Consider the following 19,821-nt stretch of genomic DNA (forward strand, 5'->3'; position numbering starts at 1 on the left):
GAATCACCAAGCTAGCAGGCTGAGTCCGGAATTCCAACCCAGTGTGCGAGAATGGTCGCATGGCACCCATCGACCGTTCCGACGAGCGCTGCTCGATCGCCCGGAGCCTCGAGGTCATCGGGCAGAAGTGGTCGCTGCTCATCGTGCGCGAGGCGTTCCGCGGCCGCACGCGATTCGCCGACATCCGCTCGCGGCTCGGCGTCGCGCCCGACGTGCTGACCGACCGGCTGGCGCGGCTCGTCGACGCCGGCATCCTCGAGCGCCGGCCGTACCGCGAGGCGGGCGAGCGCGAGCGCGAAGAGTACGTGCTCACCGACGCGGGCCGAGCGCTGAAGCCCGTGCTCGCGTCGATCATCGAGTGGGGCGACGAGTACCGCCCCAGCGGGCACGGCCCCGCCTCGATCTACACGGCCGGCGGTCGGCCGGTGCGCCTGGCGTTCCTCGACGAGGACGGCGTGGAGCACGCACCCGACGAGGTCGTGTCGATCCCGGGGCCCGGGGCACGCCGCCCCGACTGACCGGCGACCCGCATCGGGTGTCGGCGGCATCCGGAACCATGGTCGGATGGACGTCACCGAGTGGCTGCTCGAATCCGATCCCGCCATCCGCTGGCAGGTCATGCGCGACCTGCTCGACGCGCCGCCCGATGCGGTCGCCGCCGAGCGATCCCGCATCGCGACCGAGGGCGTGGGCGCACGGCTCCTCGCCCTGCAGGCCGACGACGGCCACTGGGGCGATCACGAGTACGGCGAAGACGGCGACCGCCGCGGCACGCACTGGATCCTGCAGGACCTGCGCCGGATCGGCGTCGATCCCGCTGCGCCGCAGGTCCGGGCCGCGATCGACCGGGTGCGCGACGGCGTGACCTGGCGCTGGTGGGAGCACCGCCCGTACTTCCACGGCGAGGTCGAGGAGTGCGTCAACGGCGGCGTGCTGGCCCACGGCGCCTACTTCGGCGAGCTCGGCGAGGGCAGCGACCGCATCATCGGGATGCTGCTCGAGCAGCAGCTCCTCGACGGCGGATGGAACTGCGATCCGCCCGAGGAGTCGACGCGGTCGTCGTTCGACTCGACCCTGTGCGTCATCGAGGGGTTCCTCGCCTACGAGCGCGCCGTGCCCGACGCTCCGGCCGAGCTCACCGACTCCCGGCGGCGCGGCGAGGAGTACCTGCTCGAGCGGGGCCTGTACCGGCGTCGGTCGACCGGCGAGCTCGTGCTCGATCGCTACCTCGACTTCGCGTTCCCGCCGTACTGGCACTACGACGTGCTGCGTGCGCTCGACTACTTCCGCGAGGCCGGTGCCGACCCCGACCCGCGCGTCGATGACGCGGTCGGGCTCGTGCTCGACCAGCGCCTCGACGACGGCCGATGGCCGGCCGCGAAGCCCCGGCGAGGCGAGGTGTTCTTCCCGCTCGACGATCCCGAGGGCGAGCCGAGCCGGTGGAACACGTTGCGCGCCCTGCGCGTGCTGCGCTGGGCGGGCCGGTAGGAGCGGACCGGCAGCGGCCGGGCGCACGGCTCAGTCGGTGAACGCCACCGCCCGCACCGGTGCGCCGTCGGCGTCGATCGGCAGCGGGAAGAACCCGATGCGCACGCGCTCGGGCAGGCCTTCGAGCCCGGTGAGGTTCTCGACGATGAGCGCGTCACCCCCGAGCACGACGTCGTGCACCGGGAATCCGTCGCCGCCCGTCGGGTCGGGGCTCAGCGTGTCGACCGCGAGGAGGCGCATGCCGCGCCGCAGCAGCTCGGTCGCGGCATCGGGGTCGATCGCCGGATGCTCGAGCGCAGCATCCGTGCCGAACCGCGACGCCCACCCGGTGTCGACCACGACGATCGGCGGCAGCTGCTCGGGCACCTCGCCGCCGAGCGCGGTCGCGAGCTCGGCGACACCGTACCGCTGCCGAGGCGCCAGGCCCTCGAGATGCACGACGAGCGCCTCCCCCACGAGCTCGTCGAGCCCGATGCCCCCGGTCGTGCGCCCGCCGGACACGGTGTGCGACGGCGCGTCGAGGTGCGTGCCCGTGTGCGAGCCGAGGTGCAGCTGCGCCACGTCCACGCCGTCGCGCGCCAGCTCGAGCGCGACCCCGATCTCGACGCCGGGGTCGCCCGGGTACACCTGCATCCCGCTCGTGATGCGGTGGCTCAGCTCGCGCACGCCCGACCTCAGCCCACCTCGGCGCGTGCGTCGGTCGCGGTCGCGGCATCGGCCTCGCTGAGGTGCACGATCGGCTCGCGCGGATGCCGCGACCGCTCGCGCAGCATCGCGAGGAGGTAGAGCGCGAAGCTCAGCACGAACGCCGGGATGGTCGCGCCGATGGGCGACGGCCAGACGTAGGTGAGCAGGTACGAGGTCAGCGCGCCGATGACCCAGACGGCCACCGCGATCCAGTTGATGCCGGCCGCGTACCAGTAGCGTCCGCCCCTCGCCCGCAGGATGTCGGCGGTGTACGCCGATCGCTTCACGAGGTAGTAGTCGACGATCATGATCGCGAACACCGGCACGAACAGCGAGCTGATGAGCACGAGGAAGTTCGTGAACTGCGTGAGCAGCCCCAGCCAGGTCGCGCCGAGGATCGAGATCGCCCCGAGCACGAGCGCCGTGGGCAGGAACTTCAGTCGGCCGCCGACGCGGGCGTGCACGACCGACGTCACCATGCCGTAGACGACCATCGTGTTCGTCGCCATGACCGACAGGAAGATCACGATGGCGAGCGGGGCGCCGAACTCGGCCACGATCGTGGCGGGGTCGAACGGCACCGCGTCGCCGCCGGCGAGGATCACGTAGGCGAACGCGGTGAGGCCGAGCGTCATGGAGATGACCGTCGAGAGCGTGTAGCCGATGCCCGATCCGAGGATGCCGGCGCGGCTGCTCTTCGCGAGGCGGTTGAAGTCGGCCGACAGCACGGTCCATGAGATCGCGGTGGCGATCACGATGTCGAGCACGATCACGGGCGTGTAGCCGATCGCCTCGTCGACCGGGATGGCCTGGAACTCGGCGGGCGTGAACGTGGTGAACGCGACGATGAAGATCCACGCGATGATGACGAGCATGAGCACCGCGAGCCACGGCTCGACGCGGGCGATGCCCTCGTGGCCGAAGATCGCGAGGATCACGACGAGCGTCTGCGCGAGCACCGAGAACAGGATGGGGCTCGAGAAGCCGGTGAGGCTCTGCACCAGGTAGTCCACCGTGACGCCGGCGAGCATTGCCTGCACCCAGCTCCAGCCCATGAGGATCACGACGTTGGCGACGACGGGCAGGTAGCTGCCGCGCGTGCCGAACGACCCGCGCGTGAGCGCCATCGTGGGCAGCCCGGTGCGCGTGCCGATGTTGCCGACCGCGGCGAGCACGATCGCGCCCGCGAGCGTGCCGAACACGATCATGGTGAACGCGGTGCCGAAGTCGACCCCCGGCACGAACAGCGTGCCGGTGAGCAGCGTCGTGACGACGAGGTTCGCGGCGAGCCAGATCATGCCGATGCGCAGCAGCGACAGCGTGCCGCGCACGGGCCCGGCATTGTCGGCCTGCTGTTCGAGGCGGCGGTCGAGGCGTGAGTAGAGCGACATTGCTCCTCCTGGGTGGGGTGTGGCGGTCGGATGCCGCGTGGCGCGTCAGCCGGGGAACGGGGAGAGGTGCTCGTGCACGGCGACGAGGCGGTCGCCGTCGGCGCGGAAGACGATGGTCTCCCGCTCGCGATAGGCGTCGGGACCGTCACCGGTCTCGACGGCCGTGTCGACATCGTGGGCGAACACCGCGCCGCCGGGGAACGTCTGCACGTGCCGGTTCGACGAGGTGCACGACGTGACGCGCCAGCCGCTCTCGATCCACTCGGCCCAGAGGCGTTCGTAGGTCGCGCGGTCGTCGAGCCGGTCGGACTCGGTGTGGAACACGAAGGAGGCCTCAGGGGCGAACGTGGCGAAGTAGCGCTCGCCGTCGGTCGCGGCGAAGGCGTCGACGATCGCGTCGGCGGCCGCGAGCACCTCCTGCTCGTCGGGTTCACGGTCGGTCATCGGACTCCTCCTCCTGGCGGGGCGCCATCGCGCTGATGAGCTCGTAGGCGACGTGGGATGCCGCGATGCCCGTGAGCTGGGCGTGGTCGTAGGCCGGAGCGACCTCGACGACGTCGGCGCCGACGATGCGCCGGTCGGCGAGCGCGCGGATGATGCGCAGGAGCTCCCGACTCGTCATGCCGCCGGCCTCGGGCGTGCCGGTTCCCGGCGCGTGCGCGGGGTCGAGCACGTCGATGTCGATGGAGATGTAGAGCGGGGCGTCGCCGATGCGTGCCCGGATGCGCTCGATCGCGGCGGCGACCCCGTGCTCCTCGATCTCCTCGCTCGTCACGATGGCGAAGCCCAGGCGGGCGTCGTCGGTGAGGTCCTCGACGCCGTAGAGCGGACCGCGCGTGCCCACGTGCATGCTCGCGGTGAGGTCGATGAGCCCCTCCTCCGACGCGCGGCGGAACGGCGTGCCGTGCGTGATGGGGGCGCCGAAGTACGTGTCCCAGGTGTCGAGGTGGGCGTCGAAGTGCAGCACGGCGACGGGCCCGTGCCGGTCGGCCACGGCGCGGAGCAACGGCAGCGCGATGGTGTGGTCGCCGCCGATCACGACGAGCCGATCGGCCCACTCGGCGAGCGCCCGTGCCCCGGCCTCGACCTGCTCGACGGCCTCCTCGATGCGGAACGGATTCACCGCGATGTCGCCCGCGTCCACGACCTGCTGCACGGCGAACGGCGAGATCTGCTGCGCCGGGTTGAACGGACGCAGGAGACGGGACGCCTCGCGCACGTGCGAGGGGCCGAACCTCGCCCCCGGGCGGTAGCTCACCCCGCTGTCGAACGGCACGCCGACGACGGCGATGTCGGCGTGCTCGACCTCGCCGATCCGGGGCAGCCGCGCGAACGTCGCGATGCCCGCGAACCGGGGCACGACGCTCGCATCGACCGGGCCGATCGGCCCCTCGGCAGGACCCTGCGTTTGTTGCATATTTGAAAACCTTCGGTAATCACCGGTAAACCTTGGGGTCAGGCTATGCCCACGGATGCGCCGTGTCAACGGAATTCGGCGCGGTCGTCACGGCTGCGCGGCATCCGCCCGACGACGGCCTCGCGAGGGCGGGCGCTCAGGCCGCCTGCGTGTCGGACTCGTGCGCGGTCTCGCTCGCCAGCCGCGCGATCCGGGCCCGCGCGTTCCGCTCGCTCGGCGAGACCGGACCGAGCACTCGGGCGGCCGACACGAGGAGGATGCGGGTCATCGTGATCGCTGGCCACCACGGCCGCCGCAGGCCGAGCAGCTCGCGGTAGCGCGGCGAGAGCGACGCCACGGCGCCGCCGAACAGGATCGGGTAGGCGCGACCGGTGAGGCCGGGGAGTCCGGGCTTGCGGATGAACCGCACGGCCTGGGCGACCCGTTCGTCGACCTTCGCCTCGCGCAGGAACCCGTCGAGCTCGGCGTCGAGTCGGGCGACCGACGTCGGCGGATCGACCACGCCCATCAGACGCCCGGCCTCCGCCCACTCCCGCACGTACGCGTCGGGCCCGCCGGGGATCGGCGCACCCCAGACCGCATGCGCGCCGAGGAACGCCTCGGTGAACGCGTCGTGCACCCAGCGCAGCAGCACCTGGTCGCTCGCCGCGTAGGCGCGCTCGGTTCCGGCGGCGTCGACGTAGGTGCCGGTGATGCGCTCGTGCAGCCGGGAAACGCGAGCGGATGCCGCCGCCGCCGCCCTGCGGTCGCCGAAGGTCGTCGTGGCGATCCACCGGATCGTCCCGTCGAGGCGCCCGAGCGGGTCCTCGTGGTAGCGCGACCAGTCGTGCACGCCCGCCATCGCACCCGGATGCAGCGTCTGCAGCAGCAGCGCCCGGATGCCCGCGACGAGCGTCGGGAGGGCACCGTTCACGGCCCAGACGGCGCTCCCCGGTCCGAAGTACCCGGCGTCGTCGCCCTCGACGAGCGCCGTCGTCCACGGAGGCAGCTCCTGGTGCGAACGCGGCGAGCGCGAGCGCAGCCGCCAGCGTGCGCCGCCCGCGCTCCGCAGCTCTCGCTCCGCCATATTCGACGTTAACCCCTGACCGAGCGGATGTCGCTGCGCAGTGGCTGCGAAATCCGCCGCGCCGCGGCATCCGATGGTGTGTCATCGGCGAGCCGCCGCGCCGCGAGCGCTCAGTCGCCGCCCGGCTCGCGCAGGTGCACCCGCTCGCCCTGCGCGCTGAGCAGGTTGATGATCTCGGCCGGCTCGAGCGACGCGCTCGCGGTGCCGTGCGGCGTGCGGGTGTCGAACTCGGCGGCCTCGCCGGGCTCGAGCACGATCTCCTCGTCGCCGAGCGCGAGGCGGACGCGACCGCTGAGCACGTAGATCCAGTCGTAGCCCTCGTGCACGCGCCGCTCGACCGGCACGTCGGGCGGATGCCCCGGCAGCACCATCTTGAACGCGTGCACGTCGGGGTTGCTGCGGGTCAGCGGGATGATCGCCCGGCCGCCGCGGTAGAACGGCCGCGGCGCGACGCGCGGATCGGCGATCTGCGGCGCGCCGACGAGGTCGTCGAGGCTCGCGCGGTAGACGCCGGCGATGCGGATGAGCAGGTCGAGCGTCGGACGGCGACCGCCCGACTCCAGTCTTGAGAGCGTCGAGACCGAGATGCCCGTCTGCTCGGACAGCTCGGCGAGCGTGAGGCCGCGGCGCGTGCGGAGGGCGCGCAGGCGCGGCGCGACCGCGTCGAGCACGGCGTCGAGGTCGTCGTCGGGCCGACGGTCGGCGTCGGGCGATGGGTGATCGGGATCGTGGGGCATGCGGCATCCGTTCGCAGGGTTCGCTTGCCATTATGGCAATCGATCTTGCCATTCGATCAAACCGCGACGACGATCGGAACCATGCAGCAGCACTCATGGGACGTCATCATCGTCGGCGGCGGGAGCGCGGGCCTCAGCGCCGCGCTCATGCTCGGCCGTTCGCGCCGGAGCGTGCTCGTCGTCGACGAGGGCCGGCCGCGCAACCGCTTCGCGGGGCACATGCACGGCGTGCTCGGGCGCGACCACACCTCCCCGCTCGACCTGCTCGCCGCCGGGCGCGCCGAGCTCCGGCGCTACGAGGGCGTCGTCGTGCGCCCGGGCGAGGTGGCCGCGGCATCCGTCGCCGATGACGGGTTCGAGGTCGAGCTCGACGACGAGGGGCGGCACCTCGCACGGCGGCTGCTCGTCGCATCGGGGCTGCGCGACGAGCTGCCCGGGATCCCCGGGCTGGCCGAGCAATGGGGCCGCGGCGCGTTCATCTGCCCGTACTGCGACGGGTGGGAGCAGCGCGACGGGCGCATCGTCGTCATCGCGTCGAGCGCCGCGAACGTGCACCAGGCGCAGCTCATGCGCCAGCTGTCGGGCGACGTGACGTTCTACGGGCACGGCGTCGAGCTGCCGCCCGAGGCGCGAGCGGGCCTGGAGGCCCGTGGCATCCGGGTCGAGGATCGCGCCGTCGCGGAGGTGATCGCCGACGAGGAGGGCCGGCTCCGCGGCATCCGGCTCGATGACGGCACGGATGCCGCGGCCGACGCGATCTTCGTCGGGCCGACGCCGCGCCCCAACGACGGGATCCTCCTCGCGCTCGGCGCCGAGACGGCCGACCACCCGATGGGCGGATCGTGGGTCACGGTCGACCCGATGGGACGCACCAGCGTGTCCGGGCTGTGGGCGGCCGGCAACGTCACCGACGGCCGGTCGTCGGTGCCCTACGCGATGGCCGCGGGCAGCCTCGCCGGCGCGGGGATCAATGCCGACCTGGTCGAGGACGAGGTGCGCGCGGCGATCGCGGCGGCATGAGGACGCGAACCGCCGATCGAGTGAACCGCTCGGTACCCTGACCTCGTTGTCTCATCGTCGCGCTCGACCGCGGGGTCCCTCGCTGGTCGAGTCGACAGGCATGGAGGCGCAGCATGGCGACGGCATCCGACTTCGAGTTCACGACGGTGTGGGAGCTGCCTGCGCCCGTCGGGCGCGTCTGGGACGAACTGCTCGACATCGACGCCTGGCCGACGTGGTGGCGCGGGTTCGAGCGCGTGGACGTCGTGCGAGAAGGCGACGCGAACGGTGTCGGCAACGTGCGCGACCTCGTCACCCACGGCCGGCTGCCCTATCGGCTGCGCTACCGGGTCGAGGTCGTGCGGGTCGAGCCGCTGCGGCTCATCGAAGCCAGGTCGACGGGCGACCTCGAGGGGTTCGGCCGATGGACCACCGAGTCGACCGACGGGGGCACGCGAGCGGTGTACCTCTGGCAGGTGCGCACGACGAATCGGCTCCTGCGGGCGCTCAGCCCGCTCGCGCGCGGCACGCTGACCCGGAACCACGACCAGGTCATGGAGTGGGGTCGCCAGGGGATCCTCGAACGACTCCGCGTTCCTGCTGCGTCCTGATCTCGATCGATCGCCTCACGCTCCGCTGCGGCGGATGCCACTACGCTGGCGCCGTGATCGACACGCCGCCCACCGGGCGCCGACGCCCCCACGTCGTCGCGCTCATCTGGATCTGGGGCCTCGTCACGGTCTTCGTGGGCCCCGTGCTGATCCTGGCCCAGTTCGCCGCCGCCTTCGGCGCGTTCGGCGGCCCCGGCGCGCCGCCCGTGGAGGATGCCGTGGTCCCCGCCCTGACCTTCACGAGCCTGCTCGGCGGGGTCGGGGCGCTCGTGATCGGGGGCCGCTGGTGGACCGCACTGCTGTCCGGGTCCCCCGGCCTGCTCACCCTGCTCACCGGCATCGACGACCCCGTCAGGAACCTCTTCGCGATCATGCTGCTGGCCAGCCCGGCGGCCGCCATCATCGGCGTCCTCTTCGCGGTGGGGCAGTCCAACGACGCCGTGTACGGGCCGGCGGCCGACGCGGAGGCGGACGAGGTCGAGCCCGACGTCGAGACCGACGACGAACGACCCTGACGCTGCTAGCATGCGCGGACGGACGGTCGCCGATCGGACGACCGCGACCAGGGGGGAGCCCGAATGCCCGGACCCGACGACCTCGTGCCGGGCGCCCCGGCCTGGGTGGACCTGAGCACGACGGATGTCGACGCGGCATCCGCCTTCTACGAGACGCTGTTCGGCTGGGAGGCCGAGGACGTCGTCGACGAGCGCTTCGGCGGCTACCGCGTGTTCCGCCTCGGGGGCAAGCGGATCGGCGGGATCGGCATGCGCATGGACGACGACGTGTCGGCGCCGCACTGGACCGTGTTCCTGCTCACGTTCAACGCCGCGACGACCGACGAGCTCATCGCGGAGGCGGGCGGCACGGTGCTCTTCGAGCCCATGGTCGTGCCGACGCGCGGCGTGATCGGCATGGCGATCGACGGCACCGGCGCGGTGGTCGGCTACTGGCAGCCCGGCATCGTCGAGGGGTTCGACGTGTTCGGAGAACCGGGCAGTGCCGTGTGGTTCGAGCTCGCGGCGGGCGACTTCGACGCGGCGACGCAGTTCTACGCGCACGCGTTCGACTGGAGCCTCGCCCTCGGCGAGGACGAGCCCCGCTATGCCGTGTTCGAGCGTCGCGGACGCGACTTCGCCGGCATCGTCGACGCGGCGTCGACGCTCGGCGCCGACGAGGCGCCGGCGTGGCGCGTGGTGTTCGGCGTCGACGACGTCGACGACACGGTCGCTCGTGCCGTCGAGGCGGGCGGCACGGTCGTGGACCCGCCGTCCGACGTGGCGTCGGGCCGCAGCGCCGGGCTGCTCGACCCGACGGGCGCCTTCTTCCTCGTGATGTCGCGCGCGGCCTCGTGATGTCGCGCGCGGCCCGACTTCAGTAGTCCTCGCGCGCCTCGCGGTACTCCTGCACCTGGTCCTCGGAGGCCTCCCAGCCCTCGAGCGCCGCGACGAGCTGCCGGTGCAGCCACGCCGCGTCGCCCGGTTCGCCGGCACGCAGCTGTGCGAGTCGCTCGGTCGCCGTTCCCCGCAGGTCGTCCATCACGACCTCCCTCCGCGCGGATGGCGGCGCCGTTCGCCGGCGCGGCTCCGCACGGCACACATCCTGCCACCGCCTGAGACTCGCCGGAATCCCCGGCGTGCGCTGGAATCCCCGGCGTGCGCTGGAATCCCCGGCGTGCGCTGGAATCCCTCACGAACGGGATTCCAGCGCCTCGGCGGGATTCCGGCACGCGCGGGGTGCACGCGCCGCGCGCTGTGCCTACCGCGTGCGCAGCCCGTCGAGCGCGAGGTCGACCACGCGCTCGCGCTGCTCGGCGTCGGGGAACGCGACGCCGGCCACGCCCGCGACCAGCCGCACGGCGTCGTCGATCCGGACGTCGGTGCGCACCTCGCCGGCCTCCTGCGCGCGGTGCAGGAGCGGCTCCCCCGACTCGTACATGATGCCGCGACAGGTCTGCAGCAGCTCGGAGTCGCGGTTCAGCCCCTCGAGCAGCACCTTCTTGCGGCTCGCGTAGTCGGCGAAGCGGCGCAGCCACGCCGCGAGCGCGTCGAAGGGCGCGGCGTCGTCGAGCTCCTCGGCGAAGGACGCGACACCCGCGACCTCGTCGAGGTACACGGCCTCCACGAGCGCGTCGCGCGTGGGGAAGTTGCGGTAGAGCGTGCCGATGCCGACGCCGGCCCGGCGGGCGATGTCCTCGAGCGAGGCATCCACCCCGTGCTCGGCGAAGGCCGCGCGACCCGCCTCGATGAGCGCGTCGAAGTTGCGCCGTGCGTCGGCACGCGTCGGACGACGCTCGTCGAGCAGCGCGCGGAGCGCCGGATCGGTCAACGGGAACACCTCGCTTGCAAAGTGGAGGCTCCCTCCGCTAAAGTACTAAGCGGAGGCAACCTCCGATCGGAGTCTCCCTCCAGTATATCCCCTTCCGCCTGATCGAAAGGCGTTTCGCTTGTCTGCATCTCGCATCACCTTCCTCGCGGTGGCCACGAGCTTCACCGCGGTCGCAAGCCTGCAATCGCTCATCATCCCCGTGCTCTCGACGATCGGCGCCGACCTCGGCGCCGACGCGGTCGGCCAGACGTGGATGCTCACCGCCTGGCTCATCTCCGCGGCGGTCGCCACGCCGCTGCTCGGCCGCGCCGGCGACCTCGTCGGCCGCCGCCGCATGTACCTCCTCGCGCTCGGCGCGGTGGCGGTCGGCTCCCTGCTCTCCGCGTTCGCGCCGAACCTCACCGTCATGCTGTTCGCCCGCGTGCTGCAGGGCCTCGGCGCCGCAGTGTTCCCGCTCGGCTTCGGGCTCGTGCGCGACGCCTTCCCGCCCGCACGCCTCGCCGGTGCGATCGGGGGCCTCTCGGCGATCATGGCCGTCGGCAGCGGCCTCGGCACCGTCATCGCCGGTCCGGTCTCGGCCGTGATCGGATGGCGCGGGCTCTTCGCCCTGCCGCTCGTGCTCGCCGCGACGGGCCTCGTCCTCGGCTGGTTCGGCCTCGCGCGCTCGACCACCCGGGCGACCGGGCGTATCAACGTGCTCGCGGCCGTGCTCCTCTCGGGCTGGCTCGTCGCGCTGCTCCTGCCGCTCAGCTCGGGCAACCAGTGGGGCTGGGGCTCGCCCATCGTGCTGTCGCTCTTCGTGGTCGCGGCGATCCTCGCCGCCGCGTGGGTCGCGGTCGAGCTCCGCTCGCGCAACCCGCTCGTCGACATGAAGATCATGCGCCTGCCCGCGGTCTGGACGACGAACGCCACCGCCCTCCTCACGGGCGCGGCCATGTTCGGCGTCTGGGCGTACCTGCCCCGCCTCGCCGAGACGCCGACCTCGAGCGGCTACGGCCTCGGCGTGGACGCGAGCACGGCCGGCCTCATCATGCTGCCGATGCTCGTGACGATGGCCTCGGTCGGATTCGTCGCCGGTCCCCTGAGCCGCGTGCTTCCGTTCGCGGCGCAGCTCACGCTCGGCGCGTTCCTCTCGGCGCTCGCGTCGCTCGGCATCGCGTTCCTGCACGACAACGTCTGGACGCTCGCCGCAGCCGCCGCGGTGCTCGGCCTCGGCACGGGGCTCGTCACCTCGTCGACGCCGAACCTCATCGTCCGCAGCGTGCCGGCCGACCAGGTCGGCATCGCGACCGGCATGAACGCGAACATCCGCACGATCGGCGGCGCGATCGGCACGACCGTGTTCGCCGCCGCGATCGGCGCGACGCTCGGTGCCGCGGGCCTGCCCGCCGAGTCGGGCTACGTCGCCGCGTTCGTGATCGGCGCTGTGCTCGCGCTGGTCGGCGGCCTGGTGCCGTTCTTCGGCCGCAGCCGTCCGGTCCGGCCCGAGGCCCGGGCGATCCCGGTCATCGAGTCCCCGCTCGAGGAGCTCGCCGAAGCGGCCTGAGCCGCCGATCGGATGCCCCGACGACTCGAACGCCCGGCCCGCGCGACACCGCGGGACCGGGTGTTCGTCGTGTCAGCGCCCGAGCTCGAGGGTCATGAACACGCTGTTCGGGTCGAGCACGTAGTCGCCGAACGGACCGCACACCTCGAACCCGTACTTCGCGTAGAGCGTGCGGGCCGGTCGGAAGAACTCCTGCGATCCGGTCTCGAGGCTCACGCGGCGGTAGCCGCGCCGGGCGGACTCGGCGAGCACGTGCTCGAGCAGGCGCGCACCGAGCCCGCGGCCGCGTGCCGCGGCATCCGTGCGCATCGACTTCAGCTCGCCGTGCTCGGGGCCGAGCTCCTTGAGGGCGACGCAGCCGTGCAGTCCGTCGGCGTCGCCGATGGTCCAGAAGGTGACCTCGGGCACCGCCAGCCCCGAGACGTCGAGGGCGTGCACGCTCTCGGCCGGCGAGGTCGCGAACATGTCGTCGAGGTGGTCGGTGAGCAGGCGGATGACCCGCTCGTCGGCGAGGTCGCCGGGTCGGATGTCGGTGGTGGTCGTCACCGCCCCATTCTCGCCGATGCACGAAGCCCGCCCCGACCCGTCACCAGGCCGCACCGTTCGCGCGCGCCGCGTCGACGGCGGCGTCGACCGGGCCGAACCACGCCTCGCCGTGACCCGGCAGCAGGACGCGTGCCGAGGAGGCGCGGAGCACGTCGAGCGAGCGCCGCGCCTCATCGCGGTCGTGGTGGAAGATCGACGGCAGCAGCTGCGGACCGGAGATCGGCGAGGTGCGATGGCGGGTCACGAGCGCGTCGCCGGCGACGAGCACGTCCTCGGCCTCGAAGTCGTACGCGGTGTGTCCGCTCGTATGGCCGGTGACGGATAGGGCTCGCGGTCGCCCGGGCACCGCGACATGCTCCCCCTCGAGCGGCAGCGGCGTCACCCCCGGCACGCCGAGCCTGGCGCCGCCGCGCAGCAGCGGCATGATCGCCGCGGACCAGGCGGCGACCGCGGGTCGCCACACGTTCGGGAGCACGTTGCCCGGACCGGCCTGCTCGACGATGTCGCGGCGCACGTTCGGCACCTCCGCGGGGTGCGCGTGCACCGGCGTGCCGAAGTCCGCGGCGAGCCACGCGGCGCCGCCGAGGTGGTCGGCATGCCCGTGGGTGATGAGCACCGCGGTGACGTCCTCGGGGCGGCACCCGACCTCGTCGAGCGAGGCGATGAGCAGGTCGCGCTGGCCCGCATACCCCGAGTCGACCAGGGTGATGCCGTCGGGTCCCGCGTACACGATCCAGTTCACGTGCTCGGTGTGCGCGAAGTGCAGGCGCTCGCTCACCCGATCGACGTGGAGTCCACGCCGGTCGCCCTCGCGGCCTGCCACGACGACCTCCTCCCCCGGCCGAGGGCTACCGGCCGAGCAGTGTGTTCAACCAGCCCGGGCCGGCGACGATCACGTCGTCGCCGAGGCGCGTCCGGAGCCCGCGGTCGGCGGTCACGACGAGCACCCGGTGACCGCCGTCAGTCCCAGTCTCGCGAAGCTCGGTCGCGATGTCGACGATCGCGCGGTCGCCGTCCTCCGGCGCACGCACCACGTCGATCCCGGGCACGGATGCCGCCGCCTTCGCGGCGCCCTCGATCACGGCGGTCACGCGCTCGATTCGCATGCCGCCACCGTCGGGCCCGTCGACGACCCGCCCGACGAGGCCCGGCAGTCCGGCCATGACGCGCTCGGCTCCCGCGGCGCGATCGCGCCACCACCCGTCGGGACGCGACCCCATCACGTTGGCCACGTCCACGACCACGGTGACGTCGATCGCCAGCGCTTCGTCGTGGGTCATCCGCCGATCATGCCACTTCCGGAACTTCGGAACTTCGGAACTTCGGCACTTCGGCACTCCGGCACTTCGGCACTTCGGCACTTGGGCACTCCGGCACTTCGGCACTTCGGCACTTCGGCACTTGGGCACCCTTCACGCCGCGAGCACGCTGAACGTCGCGGGTCCCCTCGACTCGATCGACACCAGTTCGAGCTCCACGGGGGACGCGAAGAGCCGCATCGCGGCCGGATCGCCGACCACGGTCGGGAACGTGAAGAGCCGGTACTCGTCGACCAACCCCGCAGCCTGCAGCTCTCGCACCACGCTGAGGCTCCCGATGATCACGACGTCGCCCTCGCTCGCGAGGCGGGTGACGCCGTCGACGAGGTCGCCGTCGAGCCGCTCGGAACCGTCCCACGCGTCGAGGTCCGGCGAGCCGGCCGACACGACCACCTTCCGTGCCCGGTTCATCGCGGTCGAGAACGGGTCGGTGCGTGCGGGCCACAGGCGCGAGAGGTGCTCCCACGTGCGGCGTCCGAACAGGAGGACGCCGGGGTCGAGCGCCGGCACGATCCCGAACGCGTCGCCCGCGATCGCCTCCACGCCGAAGCGGAACGCCCAGCCGCCGAAGCCGGCTCCGCCGCGCCCGTCGGGTCCTCGACGACCCCGTCGAGGGTGATGAACTCGATGACGATGACCGTGCCCATGGTCGTGCTCCTTCGACTCGCGGGCCGGCCGAGTGCCGGTCCTCCGAGTACCTACCGGGGGCGAGGCGCGAACTCATCGCGGTCAGCGAATCACGGCGTCGCCGTCGAGCCCGAACGCCGCGAACGCCTCCGGCGACTGGAACACGGTCGTGCGAGCGACGCGTCCGCCCTCGACCGTGAGCACCTGCACGGTGTGCAGCCTCCCGTCGACGTACGCCACGAACCCCGCCTCGCCGTTCGCCCAGATGGGCTCCGTGCGCCAGTCGGTGCCGCGCAGTCGGTAGACGCGCCGCATGAAGCCCGCGTAGTCGTCGCGACCGGCGTACCAGTTCTCGTTCGGCGGCATCTCGAGCACGATGTCGTCGGTGAGCAGGGCGGTGATCGCCGGCACGTCGGCGCGCTCGAACGCGTCGACGTAGCGGTCGACGACCGCCCGCTGCTCCGCCGGCGGCTCGGCCGCCGCCTCGGGATCCACGCCGGCCGACGCGAGCGTCCTCCGCGCCCGCTGCAGCGCGCTGTTCACGGCGGCCGTCGACATGCCGAGCGACTCCCCCACCTCGGCGGCCGGCACGTCGAGCGCCTCGCGCAGGATGAGCGCGGCACGCTGCCGCGCGGGCAGCAGCTGCAGCGCCGCGACCAGCGCGAGCCGCAGGCGGCTCCGTTCGACGGCGGATGCCTCGGGGTCGCCGGGGATGGGCGTGAGCCAGGTCACCTCGAGGTTCGGGACCAGCGGGGCATCCGGGTCATCGAAGGCCGGACCGACGCTCGACGGGAGCGGGCGTGACGAGCGGGACTCGAGCGCGGTGAGGCACGCGTTGGTCGCGATGCGATAGAGCCAGGTTCGCAGCGAGGCGCGCGCCGGATCGAAGCGGTCGGCGGCGCGCCAGGCGCGCAGCAGCGTCTCCTGCACGGCGTCCTCGGCGTCGTGCACCGAGCCGAGCATGCGGTAGCAGTGCACGAGCAGCTCGTGGCGATGGCGCGCGACGGCCCGCTCGAAATCGGCCTCCACACGCGACATCCTGTCACCGAACCGGTGGCCCGCCTCGACGCGAACACTCGGCGCGCCGACGGCCCGACCCCCGCGAACGAGGACCGGGCCGACGTGCCGACCGAAGCGGACGCGGCCGCGTCAGCCGCAGTTCCGCGCATCGTATGCGGCAGACTGCGTGAGGCTCACCTCCTCGCCGTCGATCGTCGCGGTCGCGATCACGACGACCTCGCCCGCGGGCGCCTCGGTCGCCTTCGTGTTGAAGGTGTGCGACAGCGCCTTGCCCGGCACGACGTCGACCGCCGTCTTGGTGCCGTACTCGGTCTCGAAGGCCAGGGCGATCGGCACCTCCTCGCCGTTCACCGCCGTGGCCGTGACGCGCACCTTGCCGGCCAGGCACTTGGCGGTCGCCTCGACCGGCACGTCGAGCGGGAGCGCGCTGAACGGCGACACCGTGACGCGGTCGATGATCGGCGCCTCCTTCGCGCGCAGCGGGATGCCGGGCCAGTTCTCGCCGGCATAGGTCACGCCGTCGAAGTTCGGCTGCTCCTCGGCCGAGAACGTGATCGTGTTCTCGCCCGCCTCGAGGTCGAGCACGATCGTGCGCTCCCAGAAGTTGTTCCGGTGGAACGTCGGCGCGAAGAGCACGCGCTGCACGTCGCCGCCGTTCACCGAGAGGTCGGCATGCCGCGCCATCGGGTTGGGGTTGTAGTGCGTCGCGGGCACCTGCTCGGGGTTCGAGTAGCGCACCACGACCGCGTGCGCGCCCGCCTCCGCGGCATCCACCCGGAACGTGAGCGTGTTCTCGTTGCCCGGGTCGCCGCCGATGCCGCTGACGGCGGAGCCGCCCTCGGCGAGCGTCAGCGCGGTGGCCGCCGCGGTGCCGGCGAGCTCGGCGTCCTCGGCCTGGTACTCGGTCGCGCCGAGACGCTCCGCCGAGCCGCCGATGCGCAGCTTGTCGAGCACCACGCCCGCGGCGTCGCCGGTGACGGTGACCTTGTTGATGCCGCCGTCGAGGTGCACCGCGGCGCGGGTTGCCGAAGACAGGTCCAGCACGTCCCGGCCGTTGACCGCGAGCGAACCGGCCGCGTCGCCGGCGACGTCGACGGTCACGGTCGCCTCGGCGTCGCGAGCGCCATACACCCAGAACGTCGCCGACTCGCCGTCGCCGAGTTCCACCGCGCCCGATCCGGTGACGCCGTCACCCGACACGTCGTACGCCGCCTCACCGTCGAAGTCCGACAACTCGGCCTCGTAGACGGATGCCGCGGCCACGTCGCGATCGCGAGCGAGCGTGATGCGGTCGACGATCGCGTCGCCGATCGTGCCGCGCGTTCCGTCGAGACTTCGCGCACTGAGCGAGATGGTGTGCGTACCGGCGGTCAGGTCGACCGTGGTGTCGGCGTGGTCCCAGACCACCCACTTGTACCCGAGCGTCAGGAAGACCTCCTGCTCGGCGGCCCCGTCGACCGTGAGGAAGACGTTCGTCGGGCCCTGCTCCTGCACGAGCGGGTAGGTGTTCAGGCTGTTCGCGAACACCGACAGGTCGTACGTGCCGTCCTCGGGCACCTCGACCGTGAAGTCGAGCTTCCCGTCGGAGCCCGTGCGGAGGCCGCCCACGTCGAACGAGCCCGACGTGTAGAACTTCGACACGTCGGCCGGCGACCCCTCGGGGCCGTTCCGGCTGTAGCCGCCACCGGTGTACGCGGCGTCCTCGGCCTCGTAGCCGGCGTGCCAGGCCTGCGACACCGAGCCCTCGGAGCCGGTCGCGCCAGCCGGGGTCACGATGATCTCGTACGCCGACGACTCGAGGAGCTGCGGCAGTTCGGTCCCGTCGAAGTCGACGGTCACCGTTCCGTCGGTCACGGGCCGCACGAGCTCGGCGAGCAGCTCGGGCTGCTCGGAGTCGCCGAGCTGGCCCGTCCACGGGATCTCGCGCACGAAGACGCGCACCTCATCGCCGAACACGTCGGCGGGCACGTCGACGAAGTCGACCGGGGCGGGGCCGGTCGCACCGCCGATGATGGCCCGCGCGGTGGCGTGCTCCTCGTCGAGCGCAGCGACGCCCTGCAGCGAATAGTTCTGGCCGGGGAACGGCGGCGTGACCTCGACGGTGTGGCCGCTGAGCTGCGCGTAGGCGTTGTAGAGCCACCACTGGCCGTTGCCGCGGTTCACCTGCACGGCCGAGTCCGACAGGTTGCCGTTGATGTTCCAGAACGCGATCATCGCGTCGACCTTCGAGTCCTCGATCGCCGAGATCCACTGGATCATCTGGCCGGGCACGGAGGTGTGGTAGTTGAACGCGTACTCGTTGATGTTGATCGGCAACTCGGTGCCCTCGCGTGACGTGCCGTCGAATGCGGCGGCCTCCCAGCCGCGGAACTGCTCGACCGAGTCGCGGATGGCCTGCGGGTGCGAGAGCTCGTGCCACGTGATGATGTCGGGCACGGTGTCCTCGGCGATGGCGTGCTCGAGGAATCCCTGCACCTGGCCGAAGAGCACGCTCGTGCCCGGGCCGGCGACGCGCAGGTCGGGGAAGACCTCCTTGATGCGCCGGTACGTCGCATCCCACGCGGCGAAGTAGTCGGTCGGGTCGTTCAGCCACGATGTGCGGTCGAGGCTCCACTGGCCGGTGCCGAACATGTTGCCCTCGGGCTCGTTGAACGGCTCGATCACGAGGTGCTCGCGCTGCTCGGCCGGGATCTGCCCGATCATCTCGAGCTGCGCGTCGAGCACCCTGCGGTAGTCGGCGAGCTTCGCCTCGGGCGTCGAGCCGGGCCACTGGTAGGGGAAGCCCCGATACCAGTCGGTGACGCGCAGGTACACGTCGCCGCCGGTCGTCTCCGAGAGGGTCGGCAGGATCTCGAGGGCGTCGGAGCCCGGGTGCTGCGAGCCGTCCTGCGCCTTCGTCGCGACGCTGCGCACGTTCATGCCCTCGACGAGGTTGTCGGTCGGCATGCCCTCGCCGTACAGGCCGTAGAGCACGCCGGATGCCCCGCCGTGCACGTCGCCCGTGTCGGTGCCCAGGTCGACGCGCACCTCACCACGGTGCACGGTGACGTCGGCGGTCACGGCCACGCCGGCCGCCTCGCCGGCGACGGTGAACGTCCCGGATGCCGCGTACTGCTCGGGCGCGATCGGCTCCCACTCCACGGGCACATCGCGAGCGTAGCCGTCGGAGAAGTCCGCCCGCACCGACGCGGGGAGCGGCGGCGCCTCGCCCACGCGGGTGCGCACGTCGAACGCCGTGTCGGCGAGCTCGATGACGGTCGGCAGCTCGCTGCCGACGAGGTCGGCCACCTGGTCGGCGTTGAGCGCAGAGCGGTAGATGCTGAACTCGTCGACGGCGCCGTTGAAGGGCGGGTCGGGGTAGAACGAGCGGCCGATGAACCCCGCCGAGGTGGCGGTCGCCGTGAGCAGGTCGCTCGCCGTGACATCCGTCGCCTTGGAAGCGAGCGCGACGCCGTTGAGGTACGTCGTGATGCGGTCGGCCGCGGTGTCGAGCGTCACCGTGAGGGTCGCCCACTCCCCGGTGTGCAGCGGGCCCGTGCCAGTGATCTGCGCCTCGCCGCCGGCCCAGGTGCGGGTGATGGCCGTGCGCAGGTTTCCGTCGCCGTTGGACGGCGTCGAGAAGAGGTACCGCTCCGTGTTCGTACCGAGCGCGTAGATCCACTGCCACGGCCCGCCGTCGCCGTCCCAGCGCACCCGCGTCGAGACGGTGAGGTCCTGGGCGCCGGCGATCGCGTCGCGCGGGATCGTGACGTAGCCGCCCTGCAGGTCGAGGGCGCTGCCGTCGCCGGCTCCGACGACCGCGGTGGCGCCGCTGATCGTGCCGTTGAGTCCGTGGCCCGACGTGTCGGGCACGGACGTGCCGGTCACGTCGTCCATGGAGTAGTGCAGGTCGGGCGCGGGTGGTGCGGCTGCGGCGGGTGCCGCGGCGCCCGCCGCGACGAGGCCCGCGCCGAGCGCGATCGCGGTCGACAACGCGGCGGTGCGCCGTGCTGCCGAGCGACGCGTGTTGGCGTTTCGCATCTCGAGTACCTCTCTGTCTCGT

At 72.3% G+C, this 19,821-nt stretch carries 21 protein-coding genes; 7 read left to right on the forward strand and 14 right to left on the reverse strand.

Annotation, left to right across the window (positions count from 1 at the left end):
- Positions 1-59: 59 nt before the first annotated feature.
- The gene (locus FYC51_RS03560) at positions 60-518 is read left to right on the forward strand and encodes a winged helix-turn-helix transcriptional regulator (RefSeq protein WP_148732290.1); all 459 of its coding nucleotides are present in this window, start codon (positions 60-62) and stop codon (positions 516-518) included.
- Between the two features lie 46 nt (positions 519-564).
- Positions 565-1,488, forward strand: coding sequence for a prenyltransferase/squalene oxidase repeat-containing protein (locus tag FYC51_RS03565; protein WP_148732291.1), 924 nt, complete (start codon positions 565-567; stop codon positions 1,486-1,488).
- Positions 1,489-1,518: 30 nt separating this feature from the next.
- On the opposite strand, the gene FYC51_RS03570 is transcribed toward FYC51_RS03565, so the two are convergent.
- From FYC51_RS03570 to FYC51_RS03595, 6 genes are all read right to left on the reverse strand, one after another.
- Positions 1,519-2,154, reverse strand: coding sequence for a cyclase family protein (locus tag FYC51_RS03570; protein ID WP_148732292.1), 636 nt, complete (start codon positions 2,152-2,154; stop codon positions 1,519-1,521).
- An 8-nt stretch (positions 2,155-2,162) separates the two neighbouring features.
- Entirely contained in the window at positions 2,163-3,566 is a 1,404-nt protein-coding gene (locus FYC51_RS03575) for a purine-cytosine permease family protein (RefSeq protein ID WP_148732293.1), read from the reverse strand.
- 45 nt (positions 3,567-3,611) lie between these two features.
- Positions 3,612-4,010 (reverse strand): YybH family protein, encoded by a 399-nt coding sequence (locus FYC51_RS03580; protein ID WP_148732294.1) that lies wholly within the window; start codon positions 4,008-4,010, stop codon positions 3,612-3,614.
- Positions 3,997-4,983 (reverse strand): agmatinase, encoded by a 987-nt coding sequence (gene speB / locus FYC51_RS03585; RefSeq protein WP_148732295.1) that lies wholly within the window; start codon positions 4,981-4,983, stop codon positions 3,997-3,999. The genes FYC51_RS03580 and speB overlap by 14 nt, the downstream gene beginning before the upstream one ends.
- Positions 4,984-5,119: 136 nt before the next feature.
- Positions 5,120-6,049, reverse strand: coding sequence for an oxygenase MpaB family protein (locus tag FYC51_RS03590; RefSeq protein ID WP_148732296.1), 930 nt, complete (start codon positions 6,047-6,049; stop codon positions 5,120-5,122).
- A 110-nt stretch (positions 6,050-6,159) separates the two neighbouring features.
- Positions 6,160-6,786, reverse strand: a complete 627-nt coding sequence (locus FYC51_RS03595) for a helix-turn-helix domain-containing protein (protein WP_148732297.1) — start codon at positions 6,784-6,786, stop codon at positions 6,160-6,162.
- 81 nt (positions 6,787-6,867) lie between these two features.
- On the opposite strand from FYC51_RS03595, the gene FYC51_RS03600 reads away from it, so the two are divergent.
- From FYC51_RS03600 to FYC51_RS03615, 4 genes are all read left to right on the forward strand, one after another.
- Positions 6,868-7,806, forward strand: a complete 939-nt coding sequence (locus tag FYC51_RS03600; protein WP_148732298.1) for an NAD(P)/FAD-dependent oxidoreductase — start codon at positions 6,868-6,870, stop codon at positions 7,804-7,806.
- Between the two features lie 113 nt (positions 7,807-7,919).
- Positions 7,920-8,396, forward strand: coding sequence for an SRPBCC family protein (locus FYC51_RS03605; protein WP_148732299.1), 477 nt, complete (start codon positions 7,920-7,922; stop codon positions 8,394-8,396).
- A 53-nt stretch (positions 8,397-8,449) separates the two neighbouring features.
- Positions 8,450-8,911, forward strand: a complete 462-nt coding sequence (locus FYC51_RS03610; protein WP_148732300.1) for a hypothetical protein — start codon at positions 8,450-8,452, stop codon at positions 8,909-8,911.
- 63 nt (positions 8,912-8,974) lie between these two features.
- Complete coding sequence (locus tag FYC51_RS03615; RefSeq protein ID WP_148732301.1) at positions 8,975-9,748, forward strand: VOC family protein; 774 nt, start codon at positions 8,975-8,977, stop codon at positions 9,746-9,748.
- A 19-nt stretch (positions 9,749-9,767) separates the two neighbouring features.
- Here FYC51_RS03615 and FYC51_RS19105 read toward each other — a convergent pair whose 3' ends face one another.
- Positions 9,768-9,932 carry a hypothetical protein gene (locus tag FYC51_RS19105; RefSeq protein WP_187432473.1) on the reverse strand — a complete coding sequence of 55 codons (165 nt, stop codon included), beginning with the start codon at positions 9,930-9,932 and terminating at the stop codon, positions 9,768-9,770.
- A 219-nt stretch (positions 9,933-10,151) separates the two neighbouring features.
- Complete coding sequence (locus FYC51_RS03625) at positions 10,152-10,721, reverse strand: TetR/AcrR family transcriptional regulator (RefSeq protein WP_148732303.1); 570 nt, start codon at positions 10,719-10,721, stop codon at positions 10,152-10,154.
- A 118-nt stretch (positions 10,722-10,839) separates the two neighbouring features.
- On the opposite strand from FYC51_RS03625, the gene FYC51_RS03630 reads away from it, so the two are divergent.
- Positions 10,840-12,267 (forward strand): MFS transporter, encoded by a 1,428-nt coding sequence (locus FYC51_RS03630; protein ID WP_148732304.1) that lies wholly within the window; start codon positions 10,840-10,842, stop codon positions 12,265-12,267.
- A gap of 72 nt (positions 12,268-12,339) precedes the next feature.
- On the opposite strand, the gene FYC51_RS03635 is transcribed toward FYC51_RS03630, so the two are convergent.
- The 6 genes from FYC51_RS03635 to FYC51_RS03665 form a co-directional block, all read right to left on the reverse strand.
- The gene (locus FYC51_RS03635; protein WP_238476195.1) at positions 12,340-12,813 is read right to left on the reverse strand and encodes a GNAT family N-acetyltransferase; all 474 of its coding nucleotides are present in this window, start codon (positions 12,811-12,813) and stop codon (positions 12,340-12,342) included.
- Positions 12,814-12,853: 40 nt separating this feature from the next.
- Positions 12,854-13,636 (reverse strand): MBL fold metallo-hydrolase, encoded by a 783-nt coding sequence (locus FYC51_RS03640; protein WP_222863196.1) that lies wholly within the window; start codon positions 13,634-13,636, stop codon positions 12,854-12,856.
- A gap of 25 nt (positions 13,637-13,661) precedes the next feature.
- Entirely contained in the window at positions 13,662-14,093 is a 432-nt protein-coding gene (locus tag FYC51_RS03645) for a hypothetical protein (protein ID WP_148732305.1), read from the reverse strand.
- Positions 14,094-14,225: 132 nt separating this feature from the next.
- Positions 14,226-14,675, reverse strand: coding sequence for a dihydrofolate reductase family protein (locus FYC51_RS03655; RefSeq protein WP_238476196.1), 450 nt, complete (start codon positions 14,673-14,675; stop codon positions 14,226-14,228).
- Positions 14,676-14,861: 186 nt separating this feature from the next.
- The gene (locus tag FYC51_RS03660; protein ID WP_148732307.1) at positions 14,862-15,797 is read right to left on the reverse strand and encodes an RNA polymerase subunit sigma-70; all 936 of its coding nucleotides are present in this window, start codon (positions 15,795-15,797) and stop codon (positions 14,862-14,864) included.
- Between the two features lie 111 nt (positions 15,798-15,908).
- Entirely contained in the window at positions 15,909-19,799 is a 3,891-nt protein-coding gene (locus tag FYC51_RS03665) for a LamG-like jellyroll fold domain-containing protein (protein WP_148732308.1), read from the reverse strand.
- Positions 19,800-19,821: the final 22 nt, after the last annotated feature.

This window comes from Agromyces mariniharenae (assembly GCF_008122505.1).
GTDB lineage: Bacteria > Actinomycetota > Actinomycetes > Actinomycetales > Microbacteriaceae > Agromyces > Agromyces mariniharenae.